Annotated in this window: 22 protein-coding genes; 11 read left to right on the forward strand and 11 right to left on the reverse strand. The window is 64.5% G+C overall.

The window, feature by feature from the left end; translation table 11 throughout:
• Positions 1-3: 3 nt before the first annotated feature.
• Genes yidC through rpmH form a run of 4 tightly spaced genes read right to left on the reverse strand, consistent with a single transcriptional unit; the run spans position 4 to position 2,573 of the window.
• Positions 4-1,665, reverse strand: a complete 1,662-nt coding sequence (yidC, locus tag ACI48D_RS17970) for a membrane protein insertase YidC (protein WP_435572612.1) — start codon at positions 1,663-1,665, stop codon at positions 4-6.
• Positions 1,666-1,675: 10 nt separating this feature from the next.
• Positions 1,676-1,945, reverse strand: a complete 270-nt coding sequence (yidD, locus tag ACI48D_RS17975; RefSeq protein WP_435572613.1) for a membrane protein insertion efficiency factor YidD — start codon at positions 1,943-1,945, stop codon at positions 1,676-1,678.
• The gene (gene rnpA / locus ACI48D_RS17980) at positions 1,942-2,403 is read right to left on the reverse strand and encodes a ribonuclease P protein component (RefSeq protein WP_435572614.1); all 462 of its coding nucleotides are present in this window, start codon (positions 2,401-2,403) and stop codon (positions 1,942-1,944) included. The genes yidD and rnpA overlap by 4 nt, the downstream gene beginning before the upstream one ends.
• Positions 2,404-2,438: 35 nt before the next feature.
• Positions 2,439-2,573 (reverse strand): 50S ribosomal protein L34, encoded by a 135-nt coding sequence (rpmH, locus tag ACI48D_RS17985; protein WP_040378179.1) that lies wholly within the window; start codon positions 2,571-2,573, stop codon positions 2,439-2,441.
• A 358-nt stretch (positions 2,574-2,931) separates the two neighbouring features.
• Between rpmH and dnaA the strand changes: the two genes are divergently transcribed.
• From dnaA to ACI48D_RS18005, 4 genes are all read left to right on the forward strand, one after another.
• Complete coding sequence (dnaA, locus tag ACI48D_RS17990; protein ID WP_047821174.1) at positions 2,932-4,356, forward strand: chromosomal replication initiator protein DnaA; 1,425 nt, start codon at positions 2,932-2,934, stop codon at positions 4,354-4,356.
• A gap of 76 nt (positions 4,357-4,432) precedes the next feature.
• A complete protein-coding gene (gene dnaN / locus ACI48D_RS17995; protein ID WP_435572615.1) occupies positions 4,433-5,539 on the forward strand; it encodes a DNA polymerase III subunit beta in 1,107 nt (368 codons plus the stop codon).
• Between the two features lie 92 nt (positions 5,540-5,631).
• Positions 5,632-8,136, forward strand: coding sequence for a DNA topoisomerase (ATP-hydrolyzing) subunit B (gene gyrB, locus ACI48D_RS18000; protein ID WP_435572616.1), 2,505 nt, complete (start codon positions 5,632-5,634; stop codon positions 8,134-8,136).
• A gap of 273 nt (positions 8,137-8,409) precedes the next feature.
• Positions 8,410-9,831, forward strand: coding sequence for a TonB C-terminal domain-containing protein (locus ACI48D_RS18005; protein WP_435572617.1), 1,422 nt, complete (start codon positions 8,410-8,412; stop codon positions 9,829-9,831).
• A gap of 11 nt (positions 9,832-9,842) precedes the next feature.
• Here the strand turns inward: ACI48D_RS18005 and ACI48D_RS18010 are convergent, their stop codons facing one another.
• Together ACI48D_RS18010 and ACI48D_RS18015 are read right to left on the reverse strand one after the other, a co-directional pair.
• Positions 9,843-11,057, reverse strand: a complete 1,215-nt coding sequence (locus ACI48D_RS18010) for an acyltransferase family protein (protein ID WP_435572618.1) — start codon at positions 11,055-11,057, stop codon at positions 9,843-9,845.
• A gap of 146 nt (positions 11,058-11,203) precedes the next feature.
• Positions 11,204-12,418: an extracellular catalytic domain type 2 short-chain-length polyhydroxyalkanoate depolymerase gene (locus ACI48D_RS18015; protein ID WP_435572619.1), complete on the reverse strand. Its 1,215-nt coding sequence runs from the start codon at positions 12,416-12,418 to the stop codon at positions 11,204-11,206.
• A gap of 233 nt (positions 12,419-12,651) precedes the next feature.
• On the opposite strand from ACI48D_RS18015, the gene ACI48D_RS18020 reads away from it, so the two are divergent.
• The 6 genes from ACI48D_RS18020 to ACI48D_RS18045 all read left to right on the forward strand — a co-directional run bounded on the left by ACI48D_RS18020 (position 12,652) and on the right by ACI48D_RS18045 (position 18,640).
• The gene (locus ACI48D_RS18020; RefSeq protein ID WP_435572620.1) at positions 12,652-13,278 is read left to right on the forward strand and encodes an HAD hydrolase-like protein; all 627 of its coding nucleotides are present in this window, start codon (positions 12,652-12,654) and stop codon (positions 13,276-13,278) included.
• Positions 13,279-13,389: 111 nt separating this feature from the next.
• Positions 13,390-13,842 (forward strand): MarR family winged helix-turn-helix transcriptional regulator, encoded by a 453-nt coding sequence (locus ACI48D_RS18025; protein ID WP_435572621.1) that lies wholly within the window; start codon positions 13,390-13,392, stop codon positions 13,840-13,842.
• Positions 13,839-15,890: an FUSC family protein gene (locus tag ACI48D_RS18030; RefSeq protein ID WP_435572622.1), complete on the forward strand. Its 2,052-nt coding sequence runs from the start codon at positions 13,839-13,841 to the stop codon at positions 15,888-15,890. Before ACI48D_RS18025 ends, ACI48D_RS18030 begins: the two co-directional genes overlap by 4 nt.
• Positions 15,891-15,903: 13 nt before the next feature.
• Complete coding sequence (locus ACI48D_RS18035) at positions 15,904-16,110, forward strand: DUF1656 domain-containing protein (RefSeq protein ID WP_314543511.1); 207 nt, start codon at positions 15,904-15,906, stop codon at positions 16,108-16,110.
• 1 nt (position 16,111) lies between these two features.
• Positions 16,112-17,095 carry an efflux RND transporter periplasmic adaptor subunit gene (locus ACI48D_RS18040; RefSeq protein WP_435572623.1) on the forward strand — a complete coding sequence of 328 codons (984 nt, stop codon included), beginning with the start codon at positions 16,112-16,114 and terminating at the stop codon, positions 17,093-17,095.
• 9 nt (positions 17,096-17,104) lie between these two features.
• A complete protein-coding gene (locus tag ACI48D_RS18045; RefSeq protein WP_435572624.1) occupies positions 17,105-18,640 on the forward strand; it encodes an efflux transporter outer membrane subunit in 1,536 nt (511 codons plus the stop codon).
• Between the two features lie 4 nt (positions 18,641-18,644).
• Here ACI48D_RS18045 and ACI48D_RS18050 read toward each other — a convergent pair whose 3' ends face one another.
• The 4 genes from ACI48D_RS18050 to ACI48D_RS18065 are packed head-to-tail and all read right to left on the reverse strand — an operon-like array spanning position 18,645 to position 23,712.
• Positions 18,645-20,852, reverse strand: coding sequence for a xanthine dehydrogenase family protein molybdopterin-binding subunit (locus tag ACI48D_RS18050; protein WP_435572625.1), 2,208 nt, complete (start codon positions 20,850-20,852; stop codon positions 18,645-18,647).
• A complete protein-coding gene (locus tag ACI48D_RS18055) occupies positions 20,849-21,847 on the reverse strand; it encodes an FAD binding domain-containing protein (RefSeq protein ID WP_435572626.1) in 999 nt (332 codons plus the stop codon). The genes ACI48D_RS18050 and ACI48D_RS18055 overlap by 4 nt, the downstream gene beginning before the upstream one ends.
• Positions 21,848-21,862: 15 nt before the next feature.
• Positions 21,863-22,492, reverse strand: a complete 630-nt coding sequence (locus ACI48D_RS18060) for a (2Fe-2S)-binding protein (protein ID WP_435572627.1) — start codon at positions 22,490-22,492, stop codon at positions 21,863-21,865.
• Positions 22,477-23,712: an RtcB family protein gene (locus tag ACI48D_RS18065; RefSeq protein WP_435572628.1), complete on the reverse strand. Its 1,236-nt coding sequence runs from the start codon at positions 23,710-23,712 to the stop codon at positions 22,477-22,479. Before ACI48D_RS18065 ends, ACI48D_RS18060 begins: the two co-directional genes overlap by 16 nt.
• A 138-nt stretch (positions 23,713-23,850) precedes the next feature.
• Between ACI48D_RS18065 and ACI48D_RS18070 the strand changes: the two genes are divergently transcribed.
• Positions 23,851-24,255 carry a hypothetical protein gene (locus ACI48D_RS18070; protein ID WP_435572629.1) on the forward strand — a complete coding sequence of 135 codons (405 nt, stop codon included), beginning with the start codon at positions 23,851-23,853 and terminating at the stop codon, positions 24,253-24,255.
• 26 nt (positions 24,256-24,281) lie between these two features.
• On the opposite strand, the gene ACI48D_RS18075 is transcribed toward ACI48D_RS18070, so the two are convergent.
• Complete coding sequence (locus tag ACI48D_RS18075; protein ID WP_435572630.1) at positions 24,282-24,890, reverse strand: phosphatase PAP2 family protein; 609 nt, start codon at positions 24,888-24,890, stop codon at positions 24,282-24,284.
• Positions 24,891-25,004: the final 114 nt, after the last annotated feature.

The raw sequence follows: 25,004 nt of genomic DNA on the forward strand, positions 1-25,004 counted from the left end.
CGCTTACTTCGCCGGCGCGTACTTCTTGGTGATCACATACTGCTGCGCCATCGAGATCAGGTTGTTCACCACCCAGTACAGCACCAGGCCGGACGGGAAGAAGATGAAGATGACCGAGAATGCCAGCGGCATGAACATCATCATCTTGGCCTGCATCGGATCGGCCGGCTGCGGGTTCAGCCTGGTGGTCACGAACATCGAGATCGCGTACAGGATCGGCAGCACGTAGAACGGGTCCGGGGCGGTCAGGTCGTGAATCCACAGGATCCACGGCGCGCCGCGCATTTCGACCGCTGCCTGCAGCGTCCAGTACAGGGCCAGGAACACCGGCATCTGGATCAGGATCGGCAGGCAGCCGCCCAGCGGGTTGATCTTCTCGGTCTTGTACAGCTCCATGGTGGCCTGCTGCATCTTGACCGGATCGTTCTTGAAGCGCTCGCGGAGCGCCTGCATCTTCGGCGTCACGGTCTTCATCTTGGCCATGCTGCGGTAACCGGCCGCCGACAGCGGGAAGAACAGCAGCTTGATCAGGATGGTGAAGGCGACGATGGTCCAGCCCCAGTTACCGATCATCTGGTGCAGCTGGTCCATGGTCCAGAAAATCGGCTTGGCGATGATGGTCGCCCAACCGTAGTCGCGCACCAGTTCCAGGCCCGGGGTGACCTTCTCCAGCATCTTCTCTTCCTGCGGGCCCGAGTACAGGCGGGACTCGTTCGACACGGTCGCGCCAGGCGCCACGGTACCCAGCGGCAGCACGGTGCCGATGGCGAACAGGTTGTTACCCAGGCTCTTCGTGTAGATATCGCGCTGCATCTTCTCCGGCGGGATAAAGGCCGAGACGAAGAAGTGCTGCGAGATCGCGATCCAGCCGTCGGTGGCCTTGGTCGCGTGCTCGGCGCTGCCCTTGGCGATCTTCTCGAAGGTCAGCTTCTGGTACTTGTCCTGCGAGGTGTACAGGGTAGGACCGGTGTAGCTGCTGTTGAAGTAGGTGTCGCCTTCCGGCTTGCTGCCGTCGTGCTGCAGCTGCAGGTACAGGCTCGGCGAGACCGGCACGGTGCCGATGTTGGTCACATCATGGCGCACGCCGATCACGTAGTCGCCGCGGTGGAAGGTGAAGGTCTTGGTCAGGCGCACGCCGCCCTGCTCCGCTTCCAGTACCAGCTGAATCTGGTTGCCGTTATCTACCAGCGGCTTGGCCACGAACGGGGTGTTGTGGTTCGGCAGGACGCCGGTCGCGGCCGGAGTCAGGCCGGTCTGCGCCAGGTAGAGGCGGCCCTTGGCCGGATCGACGTGGAACAGCAGCTGGTTCTTGGTCGGGTCGACCTTGTCGCGGTACTTCAGCAGTTCCAGACGGCGGATCACGCCGCCGGCGGTGTCGATGTCGGCTTTATAGACATCGGTCGTGATGGTGATGACCTTGGTCTGGATCGGTGCCGGTGCGGCAGCAGCATCGGCCGGTGCGGCGCCGGGAACGGAGGCGGGCGTGGCCGCCGGTGCCGGCAGGTCGTTCACCTTCGGCTGGGCGGCAGGGGTGGTCGCGACCTTGGCGGGCGGCTGCGGTGAGAACATCGACTGCTTGCCGTTGGCCACCATCCAGTCGTTCCAGAGGACGACCAGCGAGACGGCGAACACGATCCACAGGATGGTACGTTTATTGATTTCCATTGGGTCTTATTCAGGAATGGTTGCAACCGCAAGCGGTTGGGGAATGCTTGTCCGCGGACGCAAGCGGAGAACCGGGAACCGGATCGTTGCCGCCCGCGTTCCACGGGTGGCAGCGGCAGACACGGCGCAAGGCCAGCCAGCCGCCGCGCGCGGCGCCGTGCAGTCTGACCGCTTCGATCGCGTAATTGGAACAGGTCGGATAGAAACGGCAGCTCGGCCCGAGCATCGGGGACACCAGTAACTGGTAACCGCGCAATAGCCAGACGAGCAGCCGGTTCATGATGGCTGCTGCCCCGGATGTACGCCGGGCGCCGGGACGCCGGCCGCCGGGACGCCGGCCGCCGGATCGGGCACCGGCTTGCGCGGCCTGGGCGCCTGCGACGCGAACAGGCGCGCCAGCTCGGTGCGCAGCAGCGTCTTCAGGGCCGCGGTCGTGGCCGGGCCGTCCTTGGCATTGACCGGCCGCGAAAGGCGCACGATGCAGTCGATGCCAGGGAGCGGCGTGGTGCGGAACAGTTCGCGCGTGACACGCTTGATGGTGTTGCGCGTGACCGCGCGCGGGGCAAACCGTTTGGCCGCGACGACGCCCAGCCGCGCATGCGGCAGGGAATTCGGTCGGGTATAGAGCACGAAATGCGCGGTTTTTTGTACCGGGCGCAAACGAAAAACGGATGAAAACTCATCCGTTTTTACGATACGCCGAACGCGCGCGAAGTCGTGCGAACCTTCGCCTGTCATTGCGGGAGCGCGGTCGACAGGGGCGTTACCTGGGCTTAGACAGCCAGACGCTTGCGGCCCTTGGCGCGACGTGCGTTCAGGACTTGGCGGCCACCGCGGGTAGCCATACGTGCGCGGAAGCCGTGCGTACGCTTGCGACGGACGACGGAAGGTTGGTAAGTACGTTTCATGGTGGTCTCGCTTAAAGCAAATTAGAATGCAAAATCGGGGCCGGCTTCCAATGAGCCGGCAGTGCGCCAATGACATTTCGCAGTTGTTAAGCCAGCGTCACGCCTCAGCAAAGCTTGTTCGCCCATGTGCTGAGTGCCTGAGTTGGCAATGCGTGTGGGCGGGGAACCCTGAATTAGACAGCATTTTCGGTCGAGCTGTCAAGAAAGCTGTTGCGCCATAGCGCCGCCGCAACGCGCCGGCAACCGGTTGCGGATGTGCATCAGGCTGTTGAGATTCGGTGGAAAAAACCTGCCGCGCCTGTGGATAACTTCCGAGAAGACAGTTAAAATAGAGTGTTACGCTTAAATAAGTCGATGTATGGAAAACTTTTGGCAGGCCTGTTCCACGCAGCTGGAACTCGAGCTGACGCCGCAGCAATATACCGCGTGGATCAAACCACTGGTCGCCCTCGACTATGAGGACGGCAAGCTGCGCATTGCGGCGCCCAACCGCTTCAAGCTCGACTGGGTAAAGTCGCAATTCGCCAACCGCATCACTGCCCTCGCCTCCGACTTTTGGGAGCGCCCGGTGGAGGTGCAATTTGTGCTCGACCCACGGAATCTGCCGAAGAAACCAGACGCGGTAAGCAATCGCCAGCCAACCAGCTCGACCGCCGAGATGGCTGCGGGCGCGATCGGCATCAATGCCGCCGCCGACAACACGGTGCCGGCGACGCCGGTCGTCACGCCGGACAACGTCATCGCCAACAACCCGCGCCGCGAGCAGAGCCGCGTCAATCCGGAACTCACGTTCGAGAACTTCGTGACCGGTAAGGCGAACCAGCTGGCGCGCGCCGCTGCGATCCAGGTCGCGAACAACCCGGGCGTCTCCTACAACCCGCTGTTCTTCTACGGCGGCGTGGGCCTTGGTAAGACCCACCTGATCCATGCGATCGGCAACCAGGTGATGGCCGACCAGCCGGGCGCGCGCATCCGCTACATCCATGCCGAGCAGTACGTGCGCGACGTGGTGACCGCCTACCAGCGCAAGGGTTTCGACGACTTCAAGCATTACTACCACTCGCTGGACATGCTGCTGATCGACGATATCCAGTTCTTCGGCGGTAAGAGCCGCACGCAGGAAGAGTTCTTCTATGCGTTCGAAGCGCTGATCGCGGCCAAGAAGCAGATCATCATCACCTCGGATACCTATCCGAAAGAGATCACCGGCATGGACGACCGCCTGATCTCGCGCTTCGACTCCGGCCTGACGGTGGCGATCGAACCGCCGGAACTCGAGATGCGCGTGGCGATCCTGATGAAGAAGGCCGAATCGGAAGGCGTCGTGCTGAACGACGACGTCGCCTTCTTCGTGGCCAAGCACCTGCGCTCGAATGTGCGCGAGCTGGAAGGCGCGCTGCGCAAGATCCTGGCCTACTCTCGCTTTCACGGCAAGGAAATCACCATCGACGTGGTCAAGGAAGCACTGAAGGACCTGCTGTCGGTGCAGAACCGCCAGATCTCGGTGGAGAACATCCAGAAGACGGTGGCCGACTTCTTCAACATCAAGGTCGCCGACATGTACTCGAAACGTCGCCCGGCCAACATCGCGCGTCCGCGCCAGATCGCGATGTACCTGGCGAAGGAACTGACGCAAAAAAGCCTGCCGGAGATCGGCGAGCTGTTCGGCGGCCGCGACCATACGACCGTGCTGCACGCGGTACGCAAGATCGCCCAGGACCGCCAGAAAAACGCCGAATGCAACCACGAGCTGCACGTGCTGGAGCAGACGCTGAAAGGCTGAGGATTTTTCCTTAGTGATTTCTGGCAAAATATTGCGCAGACAACATCTTTACCTTATAAAAACCTGAGGGATATTTATGCAACTGGTCAAATCCACCCGAGACACGCTTCTCCGGCCACTGCAGATCGTGAGTGGTATTGTCGAGCGTCGGCACACCATGCCGATTCTGGCCAATATCCTCATCCGCAAGAATGGCGAAAGCGTCTCCTTCCTGTCGACCGACACCGAGGTGCAGATCACGACCCTGGCCAACATCGGCTCCGGTCCTGAAGAGGCGGGCACCACCGTCGCCGCGCGCAAGCTGCTCGACATCCTGCGCGCCCTGCCGGAATCGGGCGACGTCACGATGACCCTGCTGAACAAGCGCCTGACCGTCCAGAGCGGCAAGTCGCGCTTCGCGCTGCAGACCCTGGCGGCCGAGGAGTTCCCGACCGTCTCCGTGGCCGACAGTTACAACGCCTCGGTGACCCTGCCGCAGAAGACGCTGAAGCACCTGTTCAACATGGTGCACTTCGCGATGGCCCAGCAGGACATCCGCTACTACCTGAACGGCCTGCTGCTGGTGCTGGACGGCCACAACGTGATCGCGGTCGCGACCGACGGCCACCGCCTGGCATTCGCCCAGGTCGAAGCCGAGCAATCGTTCGAGCGCCAGGAAGTCATCATTCCGCGCAAGACCATCATCGAACTGCAGCGCCTGCTGGAAGAAAGCGACGAGACCGTCCGCCTGGACATCGCCGCCTCGCAGGTGAAGCTGACCTTCGCCGACATCGAACTGGTGTCGAAGCTGGTCGAAGGCAAGTTCCCGGATTACACCCGCGTGATCCCGAAGGGCTACAAGAACGACTTCACGATCAGCCGCGACGAGCTGCTGCGTTCGCTGCAGCGCGCCGCGATCATGACCAGCGACAAGTTCAAGGGCGTACGCTGCCTGATCTCTCCCGGCTCGATGAAGATCAGCTCGACCAACGCCGACCAGGAAGAGGCGGTCGAAGAACTCGAAATCGACTACGGCGGCGACGCGATCGACATCGGTTTCAACGTGACCTACCTGCTGGACGTGCTGAACAATCTGAAGTGCGACCAGGTGAACATTTCGCTGGGAGACTCGAACTCGTCGGCGCTGATTTCGATTCCTGAAAATGGCGACTTCAAGTACGTCGTCATGCCGATGCGTATTTAAAAAACGCTGAGTCGCCCATATATGTTCTTGTTGGGCGCAACCGCGGATCACGAGTCCGCGGTCTGATTTACACGTTATTTGAGAAAGCAGTCATGTCCGAGAACACTCAAGCAATTTTGGAATCCTCTGCCGCCAAGGCGGATGAGTATGGCGCCTCGTCGATTCAGATCCTCGAAGGCCTGGAGGCCGTGCGAAAGCGTCCGGGCATGTACATCGGCGACACGTCGGACGGCACCGGCCTGCACCACCTGGTGTTCGAGGTGCTGGACAACTCGATCGACGAAGCCCTGGCCGGCTACTGCACCGAAATCCACGTCACGATCCACTCCGACAATTCCATCTCGATCACCGACAACGGCCGCGGCATCCCGACCGGTGTCAAGATGGACGACAAGCACGAGCCGAAGCGCTCGGCGACCGAGATCGCCCTGACGGAACTGCACGCCGGCGGCAAGTTCAACCAGAACTCGTACAAAGTTTCCGGCGGCCTGCACGGCGTGGGCGTCTCGTGCGTGAACGCACTGTCGAAGCTGCTGCGCGTGACCGTTCGCCAAAAAGGCAAAGTGCACCAGCTCGAGTTCTCGCGTGGCGTCCCGATGGACCGCATCATCGAAGTCGTCGACGGCGTGGAAGTCTCCCCGATGAAGATCATCGGCGACACCGACAAGCGCGGCACCGAAGTGCATTTCTGGGCCGACGAGGAAATCTTCACCCACGTCGAGTTCCACTACGAGATCCTGAGCAAGCGCATCCGCGAACTCTCGTTCCTGAACAACGGCGTCAACATCAAGCTGAGCGACCAGCGCAACGGCAAGGAAGAAATCTTCGCCTTCGAAGGCGGCACCCGCGGCTTCGTGGAGTACATCAACAAGGCCAAGACCGTCCTGCACCCGACCGTGTTCCAGGCCACCGGCGACCGTCTGTCGGACCAGGGCACCAACATCTCGGTGGACGTGTCGATGCAGTGGAACGATTCATACAACGAGCAGGTGCTGTGCTTCACCAACAACATCCCGCAACGCGACGGCGGCACCCACCTGACCGGCCTGCGCGCGGCGATGACGCGCGTGATCAACAAGTACATCGACGAGAACGAATTCGCCAAGAAGGCGAAGGTCGAGATCTCGGGCGACGACATGCGCGAAGGCCTGACCTGCGTGCTGTCCGTCAAGGTGCCGGAGCCGAAGTTCTCGTCGCAGACCAAGGACAAGCTGGTCTCGTCGGAAGTGCGCGGCCCGGTCGAAGAGATCGTGGCGAAGACGCTCACCGACTTCCTGAACGAAAAGCCGAACGACGCCAAGATCATCTGTGGCAAGATCGTCGAAGCAGCCCGCGCCCGCGAGGCAGCGCGCAAGGCGCGCGACCTTACCCGCCGCAAGGGCGTGATGGACGGCCTGGGCCTGTCGTCGAAGCTGGCGGACTGCCAGGAACGCGACCCGGCGCTGGCCGAACTGTACATCGTCGAGGGTGACTCCGCAGGCGGTTCCGCCAAGCAGGGCCGCGACCGCAAGTTCCAGGCCATCCTGCCGCTGCGCGGCAAGGTGCTGAACGTGGAAAAGGCGCGCTTCGAGAAGATGCTGTCGTCGGAGCAGATCACGACCCTGATCGCGACGCTCGGCACCTCGATCGGCCCGGACGAGTTCAACGTCGACAAGCTGCGCTACCACCGCATCATCATCATGACCGACGCGGACGTCGACGGCGCCCACATCCGTACCCTGCTGCTGACGCTGTTCTACCGCCAGATGCCGCAGCTGGTCGAGCGCGGCCACATCTACATCGCCCAGCCGCCGCTGTACAAGGTGAAGGCCGGCCGCGACGAGCGCTACCTGAAGGACGACGTCGAGGAAGCCAGCTACATGATGATGGTGGCGCTGAACACCGCCGCCCTGATCCCGCAGGACGGCGCCGAGCCGATCAGCGGCGAAGCGCTCGGCGACCTGGTGCGCCAGTACAACCTGGCCAACGCCATCATGATGCGCCTGACGCGCGTGATCGACCGCGCCGCCCTGTCCGCGATCATGACCGGCGTGACGCTCGACCTGTCGAGCCAGGAAGGCGCCGAGCAATCGGCCCAGGCCATGATGGATGCCATCAAGGACCCGAGCGTGAAGGTGGGCGTGCGCTCCGACGCGCTGTCGGACAAGCACGCGCTGCGCATCGAGCGCATCCGCCACGGCAACGTACAGGTGACCTCGATCGACGCCGACTTCGTGGCCAGCGCCGACTACGCGACCCTGGCCAACTCGGCCGCCACCTTCCGGGGCCTGATGGGCGACGGCGCCATCATCCGCCGCGGCGAAGGCGAGAAGATGAAGGAATTCGCCGTGCGCGACTTCCAGCAGGCCATGGAATGGCTGCGCGACGAAGCCGAGCGCGGCGTCTCCAAACAACGCTATAAAGGTCTGGGCGAGATGAATCCGGAGCAGCTGTGGGAAACCACGATGGATCCGGCCGTGCGCCGCCTGTTGAAGGTGCAGATCGAGGACGCGATTGCTGCGGACCAGATCTTCACCACGCTGATGGGCGATGAGGTCGAGCCGCGTCGTCACTTCATCGAGACGAATGCGCTGCAGGCGGGGAATATCGACGTTTGATCGTTGATTGAACGCTGTTCGGCAAAAAGCCAGCCTTTCGGGGCTGGTTTTTTTATTTGTTGGCTCTGCATACCCATCGGGCTTATCGGGAATGGCCGAGGCGTCGCAGATTGCGCAAGCGCCGCCAGGAGCTCGCATCCAATAGACGAAGAAACCACGCTTTTTTTGTTTCTCTATCAATGGGTGAAATCCTTGTGTTAGTCTATTTTCATGTTCTCGACAGCAAGCAGCGGGCGCTTCCACGGCCTTTTTATGCAGAGCGACCAACGGCGCATGAGCACAGCGCTACTGATCGCCGTGCTGTTCCACGCGCTATTGCTCAGCGTTACGTTCGGTGGCCAGGCCTTCGGCCTCCCCGGCTTCAAGCTGCCATGGAAAGAACGGCGACTCGGTGCCGATGCGTTGCAGGTCATCCTCGCTCGATTGCCGCCGCCAGCGCCGCCGGCCAAGGAAGCCAATCCCGTGCTCGCCCTGGAGGACGTCACTGCGATCGGCAGCACGGTGTCATCCATGTGGACCTCCCCTATTGCGACGCCATTGCCAAATCCCAAACCGGCAGCGGCCTCAGCGCCTGCATCTGCCGTCGAGCCCGTCCTGACGGTGAATAGGCAAACCATTGCACCGCTACCGACAGCCCCTGTGGCACAACAGTCGCTGACACACATCCGTGAAACGCCAATCCAAAGTGTGACCCGCGATGCCGCGCAGCCTCCGGTTGAACAAGCTACCCAAGAACGTGCGGCACTGGATCAGGCCGGACTCGAACAGGAAACGCAGCGCGAAGAAAACCTGAGGCGAACTGAGTTAATGGCCGCCGCACAACGTGAAGCTGCACGCCAAGAGCTGCTCCGCGTAGAGGCCGCCCGATTAAACGCCGAACGCCAGGAAGAAAAAGCTCGGGAGGACGCCGCCCGACAAGAACAGGAAAAAGCCGCGGTCCTTCGACAGGAAGCTGCGCGCAACGAGGTCATCCGGCAAGAACAGGCAAAGCTATTGCAGTTGGAACTGCAGCGCCAGGAACGCGTCCGCCAGGAGGCCGCTCGGCAAGTACAAGCAAAACAAGCACAGCTGGAAGCACAAGGCCAGGAAGCACTGCGGCAACAGCAAGCCAATCAGGCCGAACAGGCACGTCAGGCTGCAGAAAAACAGGAACAGGAACGCGCCGACGCCGCCCGAAGGGACGCTGCGCAGCAAGAGCAGGCAAAGAGAGATCAAGCCCTACGCGACAAGGCCAGGCAAGAAGCCGAACGCGAGGAGCGGCTCAAGGCGATCGGCAAACAACTGGATCGGGAAGCGGCCCAACGCGATGCGGCATCGCGCTCTTCCCTCCCCTCGGCGAGCAAGCTGCGCCGCGGCTGGCTCTTCGGTCGCGCCGACGCAAATCGCGATCTCGTCCTTTACGCAGAGACGATGAGCCAAAAGATCGAAAAGAACATGACCTTCGAGATGGTCCGCGAGCTCATCAAGCAAGCTTACAATCGACCGACGGTGACGATCGCCGTTCGGGCCGACGGGACCGTCGAAAAAGTGAGCTTCGTGACGTCGAGCGGCGTCGCCGCCATCGACGAAGCGATACGCAAAGTCATCGCCAGCCAAGCGCCCTACGGGGCCTTTCCGCCGTCCTTGGCGCGTCAATACGACGTGATCGAAATCCGCCGCACCTGGGTATTCGACATCGCTATCCGGCTGGAGTAAACCCGCGTGGATTATCGAGAGGCCCGGAGCTTGGCAATTGCCCGGCTCTGCATACCGGTCTGGCTTATCAGGAATGTCCGCGGCGTCGCAGATTGCGTCAGCGTCATCAGCATCCGGCCCAAGGGCAGCTCCACCCAGCGATAAAACGCCGCCCCGGCCGTCAGGCTCGTCAGCCACGCAAGCAGTATTCCAAACGCCTGCTCATGCGGTTGCTCCGATACGAATCGGGTAAAGCCGGCATTCACCACCAGGCACACCGGAAAGTGAACGAGAAAAACCGAAAACGATATCGTCGCCATGCGGTTCACCAGCGCCCATCCGTGGCTGCGATAGTCGGCGAGCCTGATGCGGCCGAACAGGAACAGCATGCAGGCGACCACCAGCGCCACCGCGATCCGGCTGCGGAATTCCAGATTCAGCGCCAGCAGCGTCGGCACTACCGTCATCAGCAACAGCAAGGCCGCCTCGCCCGGCTTGCGCGCCGGATCGCCGGCCCACCATGCCAGCATGCCGAGCCCGTAACTGCCGAAGAAATACGGCGCCCACACGTCCCAGCCGGCGTCGCGATTGAAATACAGCAGGGAGATGCTGATGCCGATTGCGACCAGTACCGGCATCAGCCAATGGCGGAAGCGCTGCCCTGCAATATGGCCGGCACTCCAGAGCAGCAGGGTCACCAGCGCATACAGCTGAAAATCGATCGCCACGTACCACGCGCCGGCCGATAGGGCGTCATAACCCAGCACGTCATGCAGCAGGAGCAGGTGCGCGCCCAGTTGCGACAGCGTCGGCGGCGCCGAAATCGAATCGTGGGTCATCCATTGGCTGGCGAGGAAGGAAGCGCAGATCGCCAGCAGCATCGCCACCATGAAAGGAAGCGCCAGCCTGATATAGCGGCGCCAGATCGTGCGGAAAGGGTGCTGGACGCCGGGATGGGCATGCGGGGACAGCGATTTCGCCGCCAGGAAGCCGCCGACGACGAGGAATACCTGCACGGCGATGCGGCCGTAAGCGTCGAGCCAGTCGATGAGAGCCGGCATCAGCGGCCGTGCCTGGTCGGCCATCGGGCCGTAAAACGCCAGGTGGTGCAAGACGATCAGCTGCGCTGCGCCGGCCTTCAATAGGTTGATCAGGCCAAATTCCTTCTGGACCGCGCCCTGCGGCCCGCTTGCTCCCGTCCTTACCTTCATCAGCATATCCTCAACAATTCCTTGCTCGACGCGCATCGAGCAAATTCACGAGCAAACATTGCTGCCGATATTGCCGAGCGGGCGCATCATAGCCGACCCATGCCGATTGCGCCCACCCGTTACATTCGGTAACGCCTTTCAATGCACCGTCTTTACGCGGCATTTTCAGCGAATAATTCGGCTCAGGAACATTTACCGTACGCGTAATAGCCCGCCGATGTATTCCTCACACTCGTGAAGGCAGACGCCGAATAGAAGCCCAGGTACTGGTTTGAATTGACGGCATATACCTGTCCATTGCGACCCACATAGGCGCGCCGGTTCGCAACGTGGACCAGGTTATTGCTGAACCAGTCGACGCATTTGAAAGGCGCCGCCGCATTGCCGCTGACGATACGGTCGATCATGGTTTTGACCGCCACCATCTGTCCGCCGCTCTTGCCGGGGAAATTCAGGTCCTCGTAACCCCACCAGTCCCAGCATCCATACTGGTTGGCCGCCGTCCTGGCCGCTTGCGGGTAGAGGACGACGATATTGTTGGTGTCGGCCCAGCGGTTATAGCCGGCATTCCGGTAGAAGGCGTCGCCGACATTGTCGGCATTCTGCTTGCAGCCATGGAAGGCGACGTGCAGCCTGCATACCTGCCCGGCCGCGCAGTTTGCCGGCACATAGGCAAAACCGGACTCCGCCATTCCATGGGCCGTGGGGTTGAAATCCCCCCAGAAGACGGCCTGGTCGAAATTGAGGAAGACACCGCTCAACGGGCCGGTCTTTTTCGCCCGCAGCGGTCCGTAGATCCAGTTGAGGATGTGGCCGGCGGCGTCGAAATTGCAGTTATTGATATACGGTGGGGCCTTGACGCTGCAGGCGTTGCCGAAAAAATCGGTCGGCATTCCATGCTCGGCCGCGAGATCGTTTTTGTAGGCGATGTTTGCGCTGGGCAGGAATTGGGTGTACATCGTCCTCAAGTCATCCATGACCGGCTGCAGGACCGCCGAATCGAGCGTCCCCGACAACAAATACACTTTTGACAGGAACAGGTTCCTGGTCGGGTCGATATAGCCATTGCGGGACCAGGTACGGGCCGTGGACAGCAGGAATGACAAATTGCGCGAGCCGCCCCCGTTCATGCATGGGCCTTCCGCGATCAGAACGTTACCCTCGGAGCAGTACAGAGGACCGCCCGCGACCACGCCCGCGCCTTTCCTGACGGTTGCCGAATACGCGAAGTGCATCTGCACCGCCATGTAGCCGCCGGACGACAGGCCGGAGACGGAGACATCGTTGACGCTGACGTTGTATTTCGGAAGATTGACCACCGCTCCCGACGCGCCGACGCACCACAAGCCGATGAGAGCGGCGACGAGAAATCGTGCCGCTGCGTGCCGAATCTTCATGCTCGCCTCCACTGGTCAATTCAGACAAACGGAATAGCTGACCGAATTCAGACTAATGGAGACGGGAGATTATTCAAGCGGGCCCGGCGCGGACCTACGGAAAGGGTTGTGCATGCTTCGGAGCCGCCTTTCAGGTATCGCCGCGCCGTGCCGTATTGCTGCGTAACTGACGGCGCAGCCAGGCGGAACTCGAGATCAGGTATAGTCGGCAATTATCCCACGCTGCAGTACCGATGAATTACCGACTCGCCATCTTCGATTTCGACGGCACCCTGGCCGATTCCTTTCCCTTCTTCCTCAGCGTCTTCAACACCATCGCCGACCGCCACGGCTTCCGCCGCATCGATGTGGAGAAGGCCGGCCAGTTGCGCCACTACGGCACCCGGCAGATGATGGATCACGTCGGCATGCCGGCCTGGAAGCTGCCGGCGGCGTCCCGGACCTTCATGGCGATGATGAAGGAGGACGCCGGCGCGATCCGCCTGTTCGACGGCGTCGCCGAGGCGTTCCGCCACCTGGCCGGGCACGGCGTGACGATCGCGCTGGTGTCGTCGAACTCCGCGCATAACGTGCGCACGGTACTGGGGCCGGAATTGTCCGCCCTGGTCGCCTGGTTCGAATGCGGCATGTCGGTATTCGGCAAGGCCAGCCGCATCCGCGCCGTGCTGAAGCGCTGCGGCGTCGCACCCGGGCAGGCGATCTACATCGGCGACCAGGACACCGATGCGGAAGCGGCGCGCAAGGTGGGCGTGGACTTTGGCGCGGTCCACTGGGGGTATGCGCCGATCGAAGCGCTGCGGGGCCACGGCTGCGCCCGGGAATTCACTACACCATCCGATTTGCTGCGCATTGCAGGGTAGTCACGCGTGGGCACGGGATGCCCACCCTACTGCATTTCAAGTGCCTCCTTGAAAAAAATTACTTAGCATGCTAAACTTTTGTATTGAAACCATATTTACGCAAGCTACTTCATGCGATTATCGGACCAGACCCTGAGCAGCCTCACCGCCGCTCTGACCCTTTCCTCGCGCGTCTACCGCGCTGCCGCGGACAAGGTCGCGGCCGACTACGGACTATCGCAGGCGACCGGCCTGCCGGTGCTGGTCATCAGCCGCTTCGGCGAGAATGGCGTGCGCCCGGGCGTGCTGGCCGAGACACTCAGCCTGGAAGCCTCGTCGCTGGTACGCGTGGTCGACCACCTGATCGAGAACGGCCTGGTCGAGCGCCACGAGGATCCGCAGGACCGCCGCGCCAAGATCCTGCGCCTGACCGAGGCCGGCATGGAGACCGCGAAGCGCATGGACGAAGCCCTGGTGCCGTTCCGCCGCAAGCTGTTCGGCGCCTTCGAGCCGGACGACGTCGAAGCCTGCCTGCGCGTGCTGGACAGGCTGCCTGACGTGATCGCGAACCTTACCGTCGCATGAAATTCGCCAGCAAGACGGAGCTGCTGTTCTCCGTGAAGTCGTTCGCGGCAGCGATGCTTGCGGTGTACATCTCGATGCACATCGGACTGTCGCGGCCTTTCTGGTCGATGATGACCGCCTACATCTGTGCCGCGCCGTTCGCCGGTCCGACCCGTTCCAAGGGCCTGTACCGCGCCGTCGGCACTATCCTGGGCGGAACCATGGTCACCTTCGTGGTGCCGCAGCTGTCGAATTCTCCCGAGCTGCTGTCGCTGGTGCTGGCGCTGTGGATCGGCGCCTGTCTGTTCGTCTCGCTGCTGGACCGCACCCCGCGTTCCTACCTGCTGATGCTGGCCGGTTACACCGCCGGCCTGATCGCCTTCCCCGCCGTGAACGATCCGGGCGCCATCTTCGACATCGCGCTCGCGCGCGTCGAGGAGATCGTGTTGGGCGTGACCTGCGCGACCCTGGTCCACAGCCTGGTATTGCCACAGCCCTTCGGTCCCGTCCTCCTCGCTCGCCTGGACCACGCGGTGCGCGATGCCCAGCACTGGATCCGCGACGCCCTCAATCCGGCAGGCGACGCGCGCTCCGCCTCGGACCGCCGCAAGCTGGCCGGCGACATCACCGAACTGCGCCTGATGAGCACCCACTTGCCGTTCGATACCTCGCACCTGCGCTGGACCGAGAAGGCAGTCAACGCGCTGCAGGAGCGGCTGGCGCAGTTCGTGCCTGTCGTCTCGGGTATCGAGGACCGCCTGACCGCGCTGCGCAAGCTCGGCGCCATCAGCGTATCGGAGCACTGGAGCACACTGCTGAAGGATGTCGTCGCGTTGACCGACAACCCGAAGGAGAAAGCGATCTCCAGGGAGGGCGCGCTGCTGCGCACGCGCATCGACGAGCTGGCGCCCCGGGTGCATCGCGGGCTCGGCTGGACCGGCATGATCGAGCTGAATCTTGCGGCCCGCCTGCGCCGGCTGGTCGACATCTGCGTCGAGACGCGCGCCCTGCGCCAGCACATCGACGCCGGCGTCGCCGGCCGCTTGCCGGCCGAAGTACGCGGGCTGCCCGGCGTACTGAATAAAGTGCCGGCGAGCGCCCTTCACCTGGACTACGGCATGGCCGCGCTGTCGGCTTTCGCCGCCGTCTTCGCGGTGCTGCTCTGCTGCGCATTCTGGATCCTGACCGGCTGGTCGGCCGGCGCCACCGCGCCGATGATGTGCGCCGTGCTGTGCTGCTTCTTTTCGACCCAGGACGATCCAGCCCCCTTCATCAAGAGCTTCCTGGCCTGGACGGTCTATTCGATCCCGGTGTCGGCCCTGTACCTGCTGGTGCTGCTGCCCGCCATCCACAGCTTCGAAATGCTGATGCTGGTGTGCGCGCCGCTGTTCCTGCTGCTCGGCGTGGTGCTGGCCCGCCCATCCACCTTCGGGCGCGCCATGCCCTTCCTGTTCGGCATCTGCGGCACGCTGGCCATGATCGACACCCACAACGCGGACATGGTGACCTTCACCAACAGCATGCTGTCGCAGGTGCTGGGCCTGACCGTGGCCGCGGTGACGACCCGGGTGGTGCGTACCGTGGGCGCCGCCTGGACCGCGCGCCGCCTGCTGAAGGCTGGCTGGAACGAGCTGGCGCGCCTGGGCGGCGGCGAACAGACCACGCTGCCGGAATTCTCGGCGCGCATGGTCGACCGTGTCGGCCTGCTGACGCCGCGCCTGGCGTCGGCCGGCGGCGACCAGGACCTGCAGGCGCGCGACGCGCTGCGCGACCTGCGCATCGGCCTGAACATGACGCTGCTGCAGCAGACGCGCTCCCAGCTCGGCCGCGGCGGCGCGGCACTCGGGCTCCTGATGACGCAGCTGTCGCAGTATTTCGAGCGCCTGCCGGCGGTCGACCGGGATGGCGAAGCCCAGCTGCTCGGCGCCCTCGACAATGCCTTGCGCGCCAACTGCGAGGACGCTCAGGACGCCGCCCAGCGCGAGGCGCTGGCGGCGCTCACCGGCATCCGGCGCGACCTGTTCCCCGAGGCGGCGCCGTACCAGCCCGCCCTCATGACTACAACCTGACAATGGAGATCCGATGATCGGCGAAGTCAGCATCTATGGCCTCTACCTTCCTCCGCTCCTGCTGCTCACGCTGGCGGCGTTGGTCGTGTCGCGCCTGTTCAACCTGGTCCTGGCCCGGACCGGCTTCTACCGCCTGGTATGGCACCCGGCACTGTTCGATTTTTCCCTGTTCGTCATCGTGCTTGGTGCACTGACGTATTTCACACGTAACTGGTCCTGACATGGCATCGAAAAATTTTCTTCCGGCGGTTGGCCGGGTAGGTATCACTTTGCTGGTGGCCGCGGGCGCTGCCTACGCGGGCTGGCAGCTGTGGCGCCACTACGAGGTCGAGCCGTGGACCCGTGACGGCCGCGTGAAGGCCTACGTGGTGCAGGTGGCGCCCGACGTCACCGGCCAGGTGACCAGGGTCTACGTGCACGACAACCAGCGCGTGGCGGCCGGCGAGCCGCTGTTCGAGATCGACCGCGCGCGCTTCGAACTGGCGCTGCGCCAGAGCGAAGCGCAGGTGATCGCCGCGCAGGCCGCGCTGGCCCAGGCGCAGCGCGAGAACAAGCGTAACACCCAGCTCGACGACCTGGTGTCGCAGGAAACCCGCGAACAGGGCCAGACCCGTACCGACCAGGCGCGCGCCACCCTTGCCCAGGCCGAGGTCAACCGCGACACCGCGAAGTTGAACCTGCAGCGCTCGCACGTGGTGTCGGCGGTGGACGGCATCGTCACCAACCTCGACCTGCGCGAAGGCGCCTACGCCACCGCCTCGCATCCGGTGATGGCCCTGGTCGACCGCAACACCTTCTATGTCGAAGGCTATTTCGAAGAAACCAAGCTGCCGGGCATCCAGATCGGCGACAAGGTCGAGGTGACCCTGATGGGCACACGCCAGCCGATCGCCGGCCACGTCGAGAGCTTCGCCGAAGGCATCGCCGACCGCGACCGCTCTACCGGCGCCAACATGCTGCCGAACGTGAACCCGACCTTCAACTGGGTCCGCCTGGCACAGCGCATCCCGGTGCGCGTCGCCCTCGATCCGGTGCCGGCCAACGTGCGCCTGGTGGCGGGCCAGACCGCGACCGTGAAAGTGCTGCCGGCAGTGTCCCAACCCGCCTCCGCTCCGGCGCCGGCGCCTGCTCCCGCCGCCGCAACGCCTGTCGCAAAGGCGCCGGCCGTCGTCGCCGCCGCGCCGGCCGCCAAGGCAACGCATTAAGGAATGATCATGAACCGATACCGCTCCACTGCCCAAAAAGTACTGACCCTGTCGGTGCTGGCGGCGGCGGTCGCCGCCTGTACCACGGTCGGCCCCGACTACCACGTGCCGAAGAACGCCGTGGTCAAGCGCGACGCCGCCAACGCGCCCTTCATGGGCGCCGCCGAAAAATCCTTCAAGTCCGAACCGCTCCCTGCCGACTGGTGGCACCTGTACCAGGATCCGGTCCTGGACAAGCTGATCGCCAAGGCCTTCAGCGCCAACGCCGACCTGCGCGTGGCCGCCGCCAACCTGCAGCGCGCGCATGCGGTGCTGGAAGAGGTCGAAGAGAAGAAGCGTCCGGAAGTCGAGGCCAGCGTGGAGCCGATGTATGGCCGCCTCTCCGGCGAATCGATCGGCATCCCCGAAACGCTGCCGCGCACCGGCATCTACAATGGCGACATCAAGGTATCCTATCAGCTCGATATGTGGGGCCGCATTCGCCGCGCCATCGAAGCCGTGGAGGCCGACCAGGACGCCGCCCAGGCCGCCGCCGACCTGGCCCACGTGACGGTCGCCGCCGACACCACCCGCGCCTATACGGAAGCCTGCTCGGCCGGCTACCAGCTGAAGGTGGCGCAGCAGTCGGTCGACCTGCAGCAGAAATTCGTCAAGCTGACCGGCGAGCGCGTGCAGCGCGGACGCGGCATCGCGATCGACAACAGCCGTGCCCAGGCCCAGCTCGACCAGCTGCGCGCCAACCTGCCGCCGCTGATGGCGCGCCAGCGCACCGCCCTGTACCGCCTGGCCGTGCTGACCGGCGAAGTGCCGAGCGCCTTCCCGGCCGAGGTGGCGCAGTGCACCACCCCGCCGCGCGTGGCCAGCGCCATCCCGGTCGGCGACGGCGCCGCCCTGCTGCGCCGCCGCCCGGACGTGCGCCAGGCCGAGCGCCTGCTGGCCGGCGCCACCGCCCGCATCGGCGTCGCCACCGCCGAGCTGTACCCCAACATCACCCTGGGCGCCTCGATTGGCGGCGTCGGTTTCATGAAGGATTTCGGCAACGCGAACACCTGGAAATTCGCGCTCGGCCCGCTGATCTCGTGGAGCCTGCCGTCGACCAGTTCGGCGCACTCGCACATCGCCCAGGCCAATGCCGGCACGGCGGCCGCGCTGGCGCGCTTCGACTCAGTGGTGCTGAATGCGCTGCGCGAGACGGAATCCGCGCTGACGGTGTATGCCCGTGAGCTCGACCGCAACGCGATGCTGCGCGCGTCGCGCGACCAGAGCGCGCTGGCATCGCAGCAGACCGCCAGGCTGTACCAGTTCGGCCGCACCGACTTCCTGGCGGCGCTGGATGCCGACCGCACGCTGGCCAGCGCCGAAAACCTGCTGGCGTCGTCGGATGCGCAGCTGGCGGCGGACCAGGTGCAGCTGTTCCTGGCGCTTGGCGGTGGGTGGGAGAACACGCACGCCAAGCATGGCGAGCACGGCGAGGGCAAGGAAGGCAAAGAGGGCAAGGGCGAGCATGGCGCTGTCGAGCACCATGCAGCCGTCGCTCATCGCTAAGCCCTTACAGGACCTTATCTAGCGTCACCGGCAAATCCCGCACCCGCTTGCCCGTAGCGTGGTACACCGCATTCGCGATCGCCGCCCCCACGCCGGTGATGCCGATCTCGCCGATGCCCTTCGCCCCCAGCGGGTTCACGTGCGGATCGTCCTCGTCGACGATCTGCACGTCGATGTCCTGGATGTCGGCATTGGTCGGCACGTGGTACTCGGCCAGGTTGCCGTTCACCGCGCGGCCGTTGCGCCCGTCGATGAAGGTTTCCTCGAACAGCGCCAGGCCGATGCCCCAGACGATGCCGCCCATCAGCTGGCTGTAGCCCGTCTTCTCGTTCATCAGCTTGCCGACTCCGTAGACGCCGACCACACGCGGCACCCGGATCTCGCCCAGGTCTTCGTCCACCGTCACCTCGACGAACACGGCGCCGAAGGCATGCATCGAGTACTTCTTCTTTTCGTCGCCGGGTTCGGCCTTGGCCGTGACCTCGACCGGTGCGCCGTGGCGCGCGACGATGTCGCGCATCGTTTCGCGGCGCGCGGGCTCGTCCAGCAAATACAATTCGCCGTTCTCGACGCCGATCCGGTCGACGCTGCTGCCGAACAGCGGCGAGTCCCGGTCGGCCAGCGCGATGCCGGCCAGCTTCAGGCGCAGCGCATGGCCGGCCGCCTGCACCGCCGGGCCGACGCTGGCCACCGTGGTCGAGCCGCCCGAGACCGGCGACTCCGGCATCTGCGAGTTCCCCAATTCGAAGCGCACGCGTTCGACCGGCAGGCCGATCGCATCGGCCGCGATCTGCGTCATCACGGTATAGGTGCCGGTGCCGAGGTCCTGGGTGGCGGAGCGGAACAGCGCACTGCCGTCCGCCTGCAGGGTGGCGGAACACTCGCCCGCCGAGCGGTTGGTCGGGTAGGTCGCGGTGGCCATGCCCCAGCCGACCAGCTTGTTCCCATCCTTCATCGAGCGCGGCTGCGGCTTGCGGTCTTTCCAGCCAAAGCGCTCGGCGCCGATCTCGTAGCACTGGCGCAGCGATTTACTCGACCACGGCAGGTCCTTGCCGGGGTCGCGCTCGGTGTAGTTCTTCAGGCGCAGCGCCAGCGGGTCCATGTCCAGTTCAACCGCCAGCTCGTCCATCGCCGATTCGAGCGCGAACGACCCGGTTGCCTCGCCCGGGGCGCGCATGAAGGTCGGCGTGCCCAGGTTCATGGGCGCCAGCCGGTGCGAGGTCTGCTGGTTCGGGCTCTCGTACATCATGCGCGTGATGATGCCGCAGGGTTCGATCCAGTCTTCGATGGTCGAGGTGTAGGCGATGGTGTCGTGGGCGGACGCCAGCAGGCGGCCGTCCTCCGCCGCGCCCAGCCGGAAACGCTGCTCGGTGTTGGGGCGCTGGCCGACCGGGCCGAACATCTGGTTGCGGTCCAGCGACAGCTTGACCGGGCGGCCGAGCATCTTCGCCGCCATTGCCGTCAAGGGGCCGTGCGACCAGATCGATCCCTTCGACCCGAAGCCGCCGCCGGTGTAGGGGCAGATCGCGGTCACGTTCTCCGGCGGGATGCCGAAGATGTTCGCGACGATGCGCTGCACGCCTTTCATGTACTGGGTCGATTCGTGGATGCTCAGCTTGTCGCCATTCCACTCTGCGATGGTGGCGTGGGTCTCGAGCGGGTTGTGGTGCTCGATCGGCGTGGTGTAGGTCGCGTCCAGGCGCTTGCTTGCGGCCAGCAGGCCGTCCGCCAGGTCGCCGCGTTGCGTGTCCGTGTCCTCGGTCAGCACCTTCTCGGGCGAATGCAGTTTCTGCTTGGCCTGTTCGAAGTCGAGCACGGCGTCCTTGCGCTCGTACTCGATGTGCAGGCGGGCCGCGGCCTCGCGTGCGTGTTCGACCGTGTCGGCCACGACCACCGCGATCGGCTGGTTGTTGTAGTAGACCTCGTCTTCCTGCAGCAGTGTCAGCCGGCGGCCGATCGGCGGCTGCAGCTTGCCGTCCTTGGTCTCCCGCGGCAGGCGCATGGCGTTCTGCGGGGTCATCACCAGCAGCAGGCCAGGCACTTCGCGGGCCGCGCTGTCGTCGATGCGCAGCACGCGGCCGCTGGGGATGGTACTCGTGACCAGCACAGCGTGGGTCAGGCCTTCGACCTGGTGCTCGGCCGTATAGTGGGCCGCGCCGCTGACCTTGGCCCAGGCGTCGGTACGGTTGATGGGTGCGCCGATGCTGTTCATACCTGACCTCCTGACTTCCTGATCACGGTCTGCAGCGCGCGCACGACCGCGCGCTGCGCCAGCTCGACCTTGAATGCGTTGTCCCGGTAGCCGTGGGCACCGGCCACCGCCGCCGCGCCCGCGCGCGCCAGCAGTTCGGCGCCGGGCGCCTGGCCGCGCAGGATGCTCTCGGCATCCAGCGCGCGCCACGGTTTATGGGCCACGCCGCCCAGCACGATGCGCAGGTCGCGCACGCTGCCGCCGTCGAGGTCGACCACAGCCGCCACCGACACTAGCGCGAACGCATAGCTGGCGCGGTCGCGCACCTTCAGGTAATGCGAGTGTCGAGCGAACGGCATCGGCGACAGCTCGACCGCCGTGATCAGCTCTCCGGGCCGGATCACGGTGTCGACTTCGGGATGGTCTTCCGGCAGGCGGTGGAAGTCGGCGGCCGGCACCTGGCGCTCGCCATCCGGCCCCTGCAAATGGACGATGGCATCCAGCGCGGCCAGCGCCACCGCCATGTCCGAAGGGTGCGTCGCGATGCACTGCTCGCTGGCGCCGAGGATGGCGTGGATGCGGTTATGGCCGTCGATGGCGTCGCAGCCCGAACCCGGATCGCGCTTGTTGCAGCGGGCGAAGGCCGGGTCGGTGAAGTAATAGCAGCGGGTGCGCTGCAGCAGGTTGCCGCCCACGGTCGCCATGTTGCGCAGCTGGGTGGTGGCGCCATTTAATAAAGCTTCGGAGAGCACCCGGTAACGCTGGCGCACCAGCGGGTCGGTGCCCACCGCAGTGTTGGTCGCCATCGCGCCGATGCGCAGGCCGCCGTCCGGCAGCTCCTCGATGCCGGCGAGCGCGAGGCGGCTGACGTCCACCAGGCGCAGCGGCTTTTCGATGCCGCTTTTATAGAGGTCGAGCAAGTTGGTACCGCCGCCGATGAATTTTGTGCCCGGCTCGCGCGCCAGGTCGATCGCGTGGTTCACGTCGCGGGCACGTTCGTAGAAGATCGATTGCATGCAGGGTTCCTTTGCTTAAGCCTGGCGCAGCACGACGCTGTGGATCGCCTTGACGATGTTCGGATAGGCGCCGCAGCGGCACAGGTTGCCGCTCATGCGCTCGCGGATCTCGTCCTCGGAAAGCGCGGCCGGCTCCAGCTGCTCGCCCTCGGTGACCGCGCTGGCCTGGCGCTGCTTGACCTCGTCGAGCAGCGCCACCGCCGAACACACCTGGCCGGGGGTGCAGTAGCCGCACTGGAAGCCGTCGCAGTCCATGAAGGCCTGCTGCATCGGGTGCGGCTGCCCGGCGCTGCCCAGGCCTTCGATCGTGACGATCTCGCGGCCGTCGTGCATCACGGCCAGGGTCAGGCAGGAGTTGATGCGCTGGCCGTCCACCAGCACGGTGCAGGCGCCGCACTGGCCGCGGTCGCAGCCCTTCTTGGTGCCGGTCAGGTGCAGGACTTCGCGCAAGGCGTCGAGCAGGGTGACGCGCGGCTCGATCGTGAGCTCGTGCTCGGCGCCGTTGATCCGCAGCGTCAGCGGCTGCGGCGGCGCATACGGCGACGGGGCTACGGCATGCGCGCCTTGCTCCACCACTCTGTGTTCATCTTGTGGCATGGTTTCACTCGCTTTCAAAGAAATTTGGATATTCAGCCCTTCACGCACACCACCTGTTTCAGCGTGTGCACGACTTCCACCAGCTCGCTCTGGGCCCGCATCACGGCATCGATGTCCTTGTAGGCCATCGGGATTTCGTCGATCACGCCTTCGTCCTTGCGGCACTCGATGCCGGCGGTAGCTTCGCGCGCGTCCTGCACCGTGAAGCGGCGCTTGGCCTCGGTGCGGCTCATCGTGCGCCCGGCGCCATGGCTGCAGCTATTGAAACTCTCGGGATTGCCCTTGCCGCGCACGATGAAGCTGCGCGCCCCCATCGAGCCCGGAATGATGCCGAGCTCGCCCTCGCGCGCCGACACCGCGCCCTTGCGCGTGACCAGCACGTCCTTGCCGAAGTGGCGCTCCTGCTGCACGTAGTTGTGGTGGCAGTTGACCGCTTCGACGTGGGTTTCGAAAGGTTTCGGAATCACGCTGCGCACCGCGCGCACCAGGTTGTGCATCATGACTTCGCGGTTCACGCGCGCGAATTTCTGGGCCCAGCCGACCGCTTCCACGTAGTCGTCGTAATGCCGGGTGCCTTCCTCGAGGTAGGCCAGGTCCTGGTCGGGCAGGTTGACCATGTGCTTGCGCATGTCCTGCCTGGCCAGCTCGATGAAGTGGGTGCCGATCGCATTGCCGACCCCGCGCGAACCGGAGTGCAGCATCAGCCAGACGAAGCCTTCCTCGTCCAGGCAGATCTCGACGAAGTGGTTGCCGCTGCCGAGGGTGCCGAGGTGCTTGTAGTTGTTGGTGTTGCGCAGCTTGGGCCACTTGCGGCACAGCTGGTCGAATTCGTCCTTCAGCCTGGCCCAGCCGGCGTCGACGGGTGGCGGCGGATTGTTCCAGGAGCCGGCATCGCGCCCTTTGTGGCCGCGCGTCTTGGGCGACATCCCGTGCGGGATCGCTTCCTCGATGGCGCTGCGCAGCTTGCCGAGATTGTCCGGCAGGTCCGCCGCGCGCAGTGTGGTCTTGGCGGCCATCATCCCGCAGCCGATGTCGACGCCGACCGCGGCCGGAATCACGGCGCCCAGGGTCGGGATCACACTGCCGATGGTCGAGCCCTTGCCGAGGTGGACATCGGGCATCACTGCCACGTGGTGGTAGATGAAGGGCAGGCGTGCCAGCCTGGACAGCTGTTCCTTCGCCTCCGGCTCGACCGGCACGCCCCTGGTCCACATCTTGACCGGGTGGCCGCCCGGCGGGTTCATCTGCTCGTAGTCTCGGTTTTCCATCGGCTGCATGATGGCCGAAATCGAAAAATCGGGGAGCGCGCGAGATGCTATTCCGCCAAGAAATAAGAAATGCGACAGGTGCCGTTGCGGCCGCGCTTTGAAGAGTCTTATACTCCGGAAATGACCCTACGCTCCCTTGTGCTCCTGACCCCACTGCTGCTGGCCGGCTGCGTCAACGAATCGGCCAGCTACGTCATCAATGGCAACGATCACGCCCTGACCGTGATCGTCACGCAGGATTATTTCTGGAGCAAGCAGGCCGGCGTGCGCCTGATCGCGTCCCGGCTGCCGGATTGCCAGCGCCAGTTCGACCTCGGCAAGGCGCCCATGGCCGACCTGAACGTCGAGCTGTTCTCGACCGGCGAAGACAGCTTCCTGCTGCGCTCGGGCGACGTGATGTGGCAGGTGGAAACCCAGGGCTGCTCCCAGCTGCCGCCGCCTTCCGACAACGTGCAGGCCCAGCCGATCGGGGTGTTCCACCTGGACGGCGCGAAAAAGCTGGTGTTCGAACGCGCCGAAGGCTCGGTCGCTTCCTCGCAATAATTACCCGGTCACCCGGGCCATGCCGGTCACGGCCGCAGCCAGCCGCGCGCGATCGGGCCTGCCAGCACACGCCGGTACAGCGACCCCATCGATGCCGTGAGCAGCGCGCACAAGCCATCCAGCAGGCGCGCCTGGAACAGCAGGGTCACGCCCAGCGCCACTGCCAGCGCACCCAGCATGTCCATCGGCCAGTGCACACCCAGGAAGACGCGCGCCCACGCCACCACCAGGGCCAGCGGCAGCAGCGAGCGGCCGAAGCGCTTCGCCGCCGGCACGCTGCTGGCGGCCAGCACCAGCGCGACGGTGAACATGATGGTCCCGTGGTCGCTCGGGAAAGAGCTGTCCGGCGCGTGGTGCATGAAGCTGTGGCCGACGCCGGCGACGAAGGGACGCGCGTGGTACCACAGCAGGCCGATCAGGGCATTGATGCCCAGCGCGGCACCCGTCGCCGCCAGCGCCTTCACGGCCGCCTCGCGCTGCGCCGCCGCGCCGCTCATCCACAGGCCGAGCAAGCCGATCGGCACCAGCAGGATCAGCCATTCGGCGCAGAACAGGGCCAGCTCCAGGCGCCAGCCGTGCAGGCCGGCGTTGGCGTTGATCATGGAAAACCACAGCAGATTGATGTTCTCAAGCATGATAAGTTGACGAGCGTATGACAAAGCTCGACTTTATCAGCTCAGCAGTGGGAACTTAAACACTGGTGCGCAAATCTGGGGCGTCGAACAACACCGCCAGGGAGGGATGCGGCC

Source organism: Massilia sp. LXY-6 (assembly GCF_051233485.1).
In the GTDB taxonomy this organism is placed as follows: Bacteria; Pseudomonadota; Gammaproteobacteria; order Burkholderiales; family Burkholderiaceae_D; genus Telluria.

Excerpts from the sequence above, each read along its gene's own strand:
- yidC (WP_435572612.1), bottom strand. The coding sequence starts at position 1,665 with ATGGAAATCAATAAACGTACCATCCTGTGGATCGTGTTCGCCGTCTCG.
- yidD (WP_435572613.1), bottom strand. The coding sequence starts at position 1,945 with ATGAACCGGCTGCTCGTCTGGCTATTGCGCGGTTACCAGTTACTGGTG.
- rnpA (WP_435572614.1), bottom strand. The coding sequence starts at position 2,403 with ATGACAGGCGAAGGTTCGCACGACTTCGCGCGCGTTCGGCGTATCGTA.
- rpmH (WP_040378179.1), bottom strand. The coding sequence starts at position 2,573 with ATGAAACGTACTTACCAACCTTCCGTCGTCCGTCGCAAGCGTACGCAC.
- dnaA (WP_047821174.1), top strand. The coding sequence starts at position 2,932 with ATGGAAAACTTTTGGCAGGCCTGTTCCACGCAGCTGGAACTCGAGCTG.
- dnaN (WP_435572615.1), top strand. The coding sequence starts at position 4,433 with ATGCAACTGGTCAAATCCACCCGAGACACGCTTCTCCGGCCACTGCAG.
- gyrB (WP_435572616.1), top strand. The coding sequence starts at position 5,632 with ATGTCCGAGAACACTCAAGCAATTTTGGAATCCTCTGCCGCCAAGGCG.
- ACI48D_RS18005 (WP_435572617.1), top strand. The coding sequence starts at position 8,410 with ATGAGCACAGCGCTACTGATCGCCGTGCTGTTCCACGCGCTATTGCTC.
- ACI48D_RS18010 (WP_435572618.1), bottom strand. The coding sequence starts at position 11,057 with ATGCGCGTCGAGCAAGGAATTGTTGAGGATATGCTGATGAAGGTAAGG.
- ACI48D_RS18015 (WP_435572619.1), bottom strand. The coding sequence starts at position 12,418 with ATGAAGATTCGGCACGCAGCGGCACGATTTCTCGTCGCCGCTCTCATC.
- ACI48D_RS18020 (WP_435572620.1), top strand. The coding sequence starts at position 12,652 with ATGAATTACCGACTCGCCATCTTCGATTTCGACGGCACCCTGGCCGAT.
- ACI48D_RS18025 (WP_435572621.1), top strand. The coding sequence starts at position 13,390 with ATGCGATTATCGGACCAGACCCTGAGCAGCCTCACCGCCGCTCTGACC.
- ACI48D_RS18030 (WP_435572622.1), top strand. The coding sequence starts at position 13,839 with ATGAAATTCGCCAGCAAGACGGAGCTGCTGTTCTCCGTGAAGTCGTTC.
- ACI48D_RS18035 (WP_314543511.1), top strand. The coding sequence starts at position 15,904 with ATGATCGGCGAAGTCAGCATCTATGGCCTCTACCTTCCTCCGCTCCTG.
- ACI48D_RS18040 (WP_435572623.1), top strand. The coding sequence starts at position 16,112 with ATGGCATCGAAAAATTTTCTTCCGGCGGTTGGCCGGGTAGGTATCACT.
- ACI48D_RS18045 (WP_435572624.1), top strand. The coding sequence starts at position 17,105 with ATGAACCGATACCGCTCCACTGCCCAAAAAGTACTGACCCTGTCGGTG.
- ACI48D_RS18050 (WP_435572625.1), bottom strand. The coding sequence starts at position 20,852 with ATGAACAGCATCGGCGCACCCATCAACCGTACCGACGCCTGGGCCAAG.
- ACI48D_RS18055 (WP_435572626.1), bottom strand. The coding sequence starts at position 21,847 with ATGCAATCGATCTTCTACGAACGTGCCCGCGACGTGAACCACGCGATC.
- ACI48D_RS18065 (WP_435572628.1), bottom strand. The coding sequence starts at position 23,712 with ATGGAAAACCGAGACTACGAGCAGATGAACCCGCCGGGCGGCCACCCG.
- ACI48D_RS18075 (WP_435572630.1), bottom strand. The coding sequence starts at position 24,890 with ATGCTTGAGAACATCAATCTGCTGTGGTTTTCCATGATCAACGCCAAC.